Genomic DNA, 8,217 nt, shown 5'->3' on the forward strand with positions numbered 1-8,217 from the left:
GCGGCGCCCTTGCCCCGTGTCCTGCGGACAAGAGCGCGCTTACAGTTCTAGTCAAGACAGATCCGGTTGATGGACCGGACTTGCGTCCGATCCATCACGGCGCTTACCACTGGTACGAAGCACCGATGCCGATCGCCGTGCCTTGCGAGCTGGTGCCCGCGCCGGCCTTCATCTTCAGGTTCTCGGTGATACGCGCCGAGACGCCGAGCGCGACAGCCTGCGAACCCTTATACGAACCGCCACCGATACCGACCGCGATCGTCTTGCCTTGATCGACGTCCGGGATCATCGTCAGCGCCGTAGCGGCTGCGACACCGGCGTACGCGTTCTTCGCGACCTGGCTCACGCTGTTCTGCACCGAGTTGATCTGCTGATCGGTGTACGCCTTCGAGGTCATGCCAGCCGGCAGATTGCCGACTGCCGAGCCGATGGCGTCGTTCAACTGACCCACGTTGACCGCGTCGGTCGTTGCCGTACCGGCTGCGACGTTGGTGACCTGGCGTTCGTTACCTGCCGAGCCCACCGACACCGAGTTCGCACGATCAGCCACCGAGTTCGCACCCAGCGCCACCGAGTTCGCCGCGGTTGCGCTTGCATTCGCACCCATTGCGGTCGAATGCGTACCGCTTGCAACTGCTGCTTCCGTATCGCGGTTGCCGTCTGCTGCGAACATCGGGTTGTTGGCGGCGTGCGCAATGTTCGTCACCGTCGAGATCGCCGAGTTCATCTGGTCGACGTTGACTGCGTCGTCACCGGACGTGCCTGCTGCCACGTTGTGGATCGTCGTGCCGCCCGCAGCACCATTACCCATCGTAATGCTGCTGTAGTTGGTCGTACCGTCGGCGTTGTGGTCGTACGTGACTGCCGCGTTGGTCGTGCCGTTCGGGTTGATGATGCCCGACGCCTTCAACTGCGCGACGTTCACTGCGTCCGTGTCGGCCGTACCGGCTGCGACGTTGGTGATCTGGCGTTCGTTGCCTGCCGAGCCCACCGACACCGTATTGGCACGGTCAGCCACCGAGTTCGAACCCAGTGCAACCGAGTTCGTCGCCAGAGACTGCGCATTACCGCCGATCGCCACCGATTCCGCGCCCGTTGCCTGTGAATCCGGCAACGTCGAGTTGGCGTGGAAGTACTTGATACCGGTGCCGCCGCTGGTGATGTTGTTCAGCGTGTTGTTGATGTTGGTGATGTCCGACGTGTTCTGCGTCACACGGCCGTCGATGTTGGTGATCGCGTCACCCACGCTGTTCACGGTCGTGCCGCCCACCGAGTACGTCGGGGCCGAGATCGTGCCATCGCTGTTCACCGTCGAGCCGCCGCCGAGGGCATCTGCCGCCGACTGGCTCACGCCGTAGAGCTGCGAACCGTTCACTGCATCCACGCTCGTGGCGTTCACCGCGCCTGCGGCTACACCAGTCAACGTACGCGAACCTGCCGTACCCGTGAAGTCAACCACCGTGCCGTCGGTATCCTTCGCCACCGTGATGTTGCGCGACGTCGGGTCCTGCTGCACCAGACCGACCGAACCGTTGGCGATGTTTTGCGTCAGGTTGTCGATGTTCGTCGTGTTCTGCGTCGTACGACCGTCGATGTTGGTGATTGCGTCACCCACCGTGTTCACCGTCGTGCCGCCCACCGAGTACGTCGGAGCCGTGATTGCGCCCGTCGTCGAGTCGTAGGTCGAACCGCCACCCAGCGACGAGGCCGTGCTCGTGCCGATCTGGTTCACCTTCGCATCTTCCGACATCAGCTGGCTCACGTTCACCGCGTCCGTGGCGTTCAGACCTGCTGCCACATTCGTGATGCGACGCTCAGCACCTGCTGCACCCACCGACACTTCACCGGCTGCCGTGGCTGCCGAGATCGCGCTGCCGCCCGGGTTGAAGCCTGCCGTCGTCAGCGTAGTCGAGTTGGCCACCGAGTTGGAACCGAGTGCCACCGAGTTCGCCGCCGTTGCCTGTGCGTTGCCGCCGATCGCCACTGCATCCGTACCCGTTGCCGACGAATCCGCCAGCGTCGAGTTGGCGTGGAAGTACTTGATGCCGCCACCGTTCACGATGTTGTTCACCGTGTTGTTGATATTGGTGACATTGCCCGCCAGGTTTGCGACGTTGTTATTGGTGTTCGACAGGTTGTTCGCGACGTTCGAAACGTTCATGTTCGTCGCGTACAGCTGCGACCCGTTCACTGCGTCCGTGCTCGATGCGCTCAGATCACCAGCCGTTACACCAGTCAGCGTACGCGTGCCCGCCGTACCCGTGAAGTCAACCACCGTGCCGTCGGTATCCTTCGCCACCGTGATGTTGCGCGACGTCGGGTCTTGCTGCACCAGACCGACCGAACCGTTGGCGATGTTTTGCGTCAGGTTGTCGATGTTCGTCGTGTTCTGCGTCGTACGACCGTCGATGTTGGTGATTGCGTCACCCACCGTGTTCACCGTCGTGCCGCCCACCGAGTACGTCGGAGCCGTAATTGCGCCCGTCGTCGAGTCGTAGGTCGAACCGCCACCCAGCGACGAGGCCGTGCTCGCGCCGACCTGGTTCACCTTCGCGTCTTCCGACATCAGCTGGCTCACGTTCACCGCGTCCGTGGCGTTCAGACCTGCTGCCACGTTCGTGATGCGACGCTCTGCACCTGCCGCGCCCACCGACACTTCACCGGCTGCCGTGGCTGCCGAGATCGCGCTGCCGCCCGGGTTGAAGCCTGCCGTCGCCAGCGTGCTCGAGTTGGCCACCGAGTTCGAGCCCAGTGCCACCGAGTTCGCCGTCGTCGCTTGTGCGTTGCCGCCGATCGCCACTGCGTTCGTACCCACTGCCGACGAATCCGCCAGCGCGGTGTTCGCGTGGAAGTACTTGATGCCGCCACCGTTCACGATGTTGTTCACCGTGTTGTTGATGTTGGTGACGTTGCCGCTCAGGTTCGCGACGTTGTTGTTGGTGTTCGCGAGATTGTTGGCGACGTTCGAAACGTTGTTCGAAACGTTGTTCACCTTCGCGTCTTCCGACTGCAACTGGCTCACGTTCACTGCATCCGTAGCGTTCAGACCTGCTGCCACGTTCGTGATACGACGCTCCGCACCTGCCTTGCCCACCGACACTTCGCCGCCGGCTGCCGTCGCTGCTGCGATCGCCGTGCCGCCGACCGGCGTGAAGCCTGCCGTCGTCAACGTCGCCGAGTTCGCCACCGAGTTGGAGCCCAGTGCCACCGAGTTCGCCGTCGTCGCTTGCGCGTTGCCGCCGATTGCCACTGCGTCCGTACCCGTTGCCGACGAATCCGCCAGCGTGGTGTTCGCGTGGAAGTACTTGATGCCGCCACCGTTCACGATGTTGTTCACCGTGTTGTTGATGTTCGTGACGTTGCCGCTCAGGTTCGCGACGTTGTTGTTGGTGTTCGCGAGATTGTTGGCGACGTTCGAAACGTTGTTCGAAACGTTGTTCACCTTCGCGTCTTCCGACTGCAACTGGCTCACGTTCACTGCATCCGTAGCGTTCAGACCTGCTGCCACGTTCGTGATACGACGCTCCGCACCTGCCTTGCCCACCGACACTTCGCCGCCGGCTGCCGTCGCTGCTGCGATCGCCGTGCCACCGACCGGCGTGAAGCCTGCCGTCGTCAACGTGCTCGAGTTCGCCACCGAGTTGGAACCGAGTGCTACGGAGTTCGCCGTCGTTGCTTGAGCGTTGCCGCCGATCGCCACTGCATCCGTACCCGTCGCCGACGAATCCGCCAGCGTCGAGTTGGCGTGGAAGTACTTGATGCCGCCACCGTTCACGATGTTGTTCACCGTGTTGTTGATGTTGGTGACATTGCCGCTCAGGTTCGCGACGTTGTTGTTGGTGTTGGACAGGTTGTTCGAAACGTTCGAAACGTTGTTCGAGACGTTGTTCACCTTCGCGTCTTCCGACTGCAACTGGCTCACGTTCACTGCATCCGTGGCGTTCAGACCTGCTGCCACGTTCGTGATGCGACGCTCCTTACCTGCCGCGCCCACCGACACTTCACCGCCCGCTGCCGTGGCTGCTGCGATCGCCGTGCCGCCGACCGGCGTGAAGCCTGCCGTCGCCAGCGTGGCCGAGTTCGCCACCGAGTTCGAGCCCAAGGCCACCGAGTTCGCCGTCGTTGCCTGAGCGTTGCCGCCGATCGCAACTGCATCCGTACCCGTCGCCGACGAATCCGCCAGCGTCGAGTTGGCGTGGAAGTACTTGATGCCGCCACCATTCACGATGTTGTTCACCGTGTTGTTGATGTTGGTGACATTGCCGCTCAGGTTTGCAACGTTGTTGTTGGTGTTCGACAGGTTGTTCGCGACGTTCGACACATTGTTCGAGACATTGTTGACCTTCGCGTCTTCCGACTGAAGCTGGCTCACGTTCACTGCATCCGTAGCGTTCAGACCTGCTGCCACGTTCGTGATACGACGCTCCGCACCTGCCTTGCCCACCGACACTTCACCGCCCGCTGCCGTGGCTGCCGCGATTGCCGTGCCACCAACCGGCGTGAAGCCTGCCGTCGCCAGCGTGGCCGAGTTCGCCACCGAGTTCGAGCCCAGTGCCACCGAGTTCGCCGTCGTTGCCTGAGCGTTGCCGCCGATCGCCACTGCGTCCGTACCCGTTGCCGACGAATCCGCCAGCGTCGAGTTCGCGTGGAAATACTTGACGCCGCCACCGTTCACGATGTTGTTCACCGTGTTGTTCATGTTGGTGACATTGCCTGCCAGGTTGCTCAGGTTATTGCTGACGTTGTTCACCTTCGCGTCTTCCGACTGCAGCTGGCTCACGTTCACTGCATCGGTCGCGTTCAGACCCGCTGCGACGTTCGTGATGCGACGCTCAGCACCTGCTGCGCCCACCGACACTTCGCCGCCGGCTGCCGTCGCTGCCGAGATCGCCGTGCCGCCGACCGGCGTGAAACCTGCCGTCGCCAGCGTGGCCGAGTTCGCCACCGAGTTCGAGCCGAGGGCCACCGAGTTTGCCGTCGTCGCCGAGGCTGCACCGCCGATTGCCACCGCGTTCGTGCCCGTTGCCGACGAATCAGCCAGCGTCGAGTTCGCATGGAAGTACTTGACGCCGCCACCGTTCACGATGTTGTTCACCGTGTTGTTCATGTTGGTGACGTTGCCGCTCAGGTTTGCAACGTTGTTGTTGGTGTTCGACAGGTTGTTCGAAACGTTGTTGACCTTTGCGTCTTCCGACTGCAGCTGGCTCACGTTCACTGCATCGGCCGCGTTCAGACCCGCTGCCACGTTCGTGATACGACGCTCTGCACCCGCTGCACCCACCGACACTTCACCGCCAGCAGCCGTCGCTGCCGCGATCGCCGTGCCACCGACCGGCGTGAAGCCTGCCGTCGTCAACGTGGCCGAGTTTGCCACCGAGTTGGAGCCCAGTGCCACCGAGTTCGCCGTCGTCGCAGTTGCTGCACCACCGATCGCCACTGCGTTCGTACCCACTGCTGAGGAGTCGACCAGCGTCGAGTTAGCGTGGAAATACTTCGTACCCGCGCCGTTGGTGATGTTGTTCACCGTGTTGCTCAGGTTGTTCAGGTTGTTGTTGACCGTGTTGACCTTCGCGTCTTCCGACTGCAGCTGGCTCACGTTCACTGCATCGGTGGCGTTCAGACCCGCTGCCACATTCGTGATGCGACGTTCCTTACCTGCCGCGCCCACCGACACTTCACCACCAGCAGCAGTGGCTGCCGAAATCGCCGTGCCGCCAGCCGGCGTGAAGCCTGCCGTCGTCAACGTCGCCGAGTTCGCCACCGAGTTCGAGCCCAAGGCCACCGAGTTCGCCGTCGTCGCCTGAGCGTTGCCACCGATCGCCACTGCGTCCGTACCCGTTGCCGACGAATCCGCCAGCGTCGAATTCGCGTGGAAGTACTTGACGCCGCCACCGTTCACGATGTTGTTCACCGTGTTGTTCATGTTGGTGACATTACCGCTCAGGTTTGCAACGTTGTTGTTCGTGTTCGACAGGTTGTTCGAAACGTTGTTGACCTTTGCGTCTTCCGACTGCAACTGGCTCACGTTCACTGCATCGGTCGCGCTCAGACCCGCTGCCACGTTCGTGATGCGACGTTCTGCACCTGCCTTGCCCACCGACACTTCGCCGCCCAGAGCCGTCCCTGCGGAGATCGCCGTGCCACCCGTCGGCGTGAAGCCTGCCGTCGCCAGCGTCGCCGAGTTCGCCACCGAGTTCGAGCCCAGTGCTACCGAGTTCGCCGTCGTCGCCGACGCTGCACCGCCGATTGCCACCGCGTTCGTGCCCGTTGCCGACGAATCAGCCAGCGTGGAGTTAGCGTGGAAGTACTTGATGCCGCCACCATTCACGATGTTGTTCACCGTGTTGTTGATGTTGGTGACGTTGCCGCTCAGGTTCGCGACGTTGTTGTTGGGTGTTCGCCAGGTTGTTCGCGACGTTCGACACGTTGTTCGAGACGTTGTTCACCTTTGCGTCTTCCGACTGCAACTGGCTCACGTTGACTGCATCGGTCGCGTTCAGACCTGCTGCGACGTTCGTGATACGACGCTCTGCACCTGCCGCGCCCACCGACACTTCGCCGCCGGCTGCCGTGGCTGCCGAAATCGCCGTGCCGCCAACCGGCGTGAAGCCTGCCGTCGTCAGCGTGGCCGAGTTGGCCACCGAGTTCGAGCCGAGGGCCACCGAGTTCGCCGTCGTCGCCGACGCTGCACCGCCGATTGCCACAGCATTCGTACCCGTTGCCGACGAATCAGCCAGCGTCGAGTTCGCGTGGAAGTACTTGACGCCGCCACCGTTCACGATGTTATTCACCGTGTTGTTGATGTTGGTGACGTTACCGCTCAGGTTCGCGACGTTGTTGTTGGTGTTCGACAGGTTGTTCGCGACGTTCGAAACGTTGTTCGAAACGTTGTTCACCTTTGCGTCTTCCGACTGCAGCTGGCTCACGTTCACTGCGTCCGTCGCGTTCAGACCTGCTGCGACGTTCGTGATACGACGTTCCTTACCTGCCGCGCCCACCGACACTTCACCACCAGCAGCAGTGGCTGCCGAAATCGCCGTGCCGCCAGCCGGCGTGAAGCCTGCCGTCGCCAGCGTGGCCGAGTTCGCCACCGAGTTCGAGCCCAAGGCCACCGAGTTCGCCGTCGTTGCCGAGGCTGCACCACCGATTGCCACCGCGTCCGTACCGGTCGCCGACGAATCCGCCAGCGTCGAATTCGCGTGGAAGTACTTGACGCCGCCACCGTTCACGATGTTGTTCACCGTGTTGTTCATGTTGGTGACATTACCGCTCAGGTTTGCAACGTTGTTGTTCGTGTTCGACAGGTTGTTCGCGACGTTGTTGACCTTTGCGTCTTCCGACTGCAACTGGCTCACGTTCACTGCATCGGTCGCGCTCAGACCCGCTGCCACGTTCGTGATGCGACGTTCTGCACCTGCCTTGCCCACCGACACTTCGCCGCCCAGAGCCGTCCCTGCGGAGATCGCCGTGCCACCCGTCGGCGTGAAGCCTGCCGTCGCCAGCGTCGCCGAGTTCGCCACCGAGTTCGAGCCCAGTGCTACCGAGTTCGCCGTCGTCGCCGAGGCTGCACCGCCGATTGCCACCGCGTTCGTGCCCGTTGCCGACGAATCAGCCAGCGTGGAGTTAGCGTGGAAGTACTTGATGCCGCCACCATTCACGATGTTGTTCACCGTGTTGTTGATGTTGGTGACGTTGCCGCTCAGGTTCGCGACGTTGTTGTTGGTGTTCGCCAGGTTGTTCGCGACGTTCGACACGTTGTTCGAGACGTTGTTCACCTTTGCGTCTTCCGACTGCAACTGGCTCACGTTGACTGCATCGGTCGCGTTCAGACCTGCTGCGACGTTCGTGATACGACGCTCTGCACCTGCCGCGCCCACCGACACTTCGCCGCCGGCTGCCGTGGCTGCCGAAATCGCCGTGCCGCCAACCGGCGTGAAGCCTGCCGTCGTCAACGTCGCCGAGTTCGCCACCGAGTTCGAGCCCAAGGCCACCGAGTTCGCCGTCGTTGCCGACGCTGCACCGCCGATTGCCACAGCATTCGTACCCGTTGCCGACGAATCAGCCAGCGTCGAGTTGGCGTGGAAGTACTTGACGCCGCCACCGTTCACGATGTTATTCACCGTGTTGTTGATGTTGGTGAGTAAGCACCTCGCGGCGGCCGTCGTAGGCGCCGGCGCGGCACGAGATCAAAGTAGTGCCCATCATTTTCGATTTGAT

The 8,217-nt window shown here is 62.3% G+C and carries 2 protein-coding genes; both read right to left on the reverse strand.

The window, feature by feature from the left end; translation table 11 throughout:
• Nucleotides 1-103: 103 nt before the first annotated feature.
• Entirely contained in the window at nucleotides 104-6,340 is a 6,237-nt protein-coding gene (locus tag AB6809_RS21095; protein WP_371027063.1) for a YadA-like family protein, read from the reverse strand.
• Nucleotides 6,294-8,120, reverse strand: a complete 1,827-nt coding sequence (locus AB6809_RS21100) for a YadA family autotransporter adhesin (protein WP_371027064.1) — start codon at nucleotides 8,118-8,120, stop codon at nucleotides 6,294-6,296. Before AB6809_RS21100 ends, AB6809_RS21095 begins: the two co-directional genes overlap by 47 nt.
• Between the last annotated feature and the right edge of the window lie 97 nt (nucleotides 8,121-8,217).

Source organism: Paraburkholderia sp. RCC_158 (assembly GCF_041355255.1).
Classification (GTDB): domain Bacteria; phylum Pseudomonadota; class Gammaproteobacteria; order Burkholderiales; family Burkholderiaceae; genus Paraburkholderia; species Paraburkholderia graminis.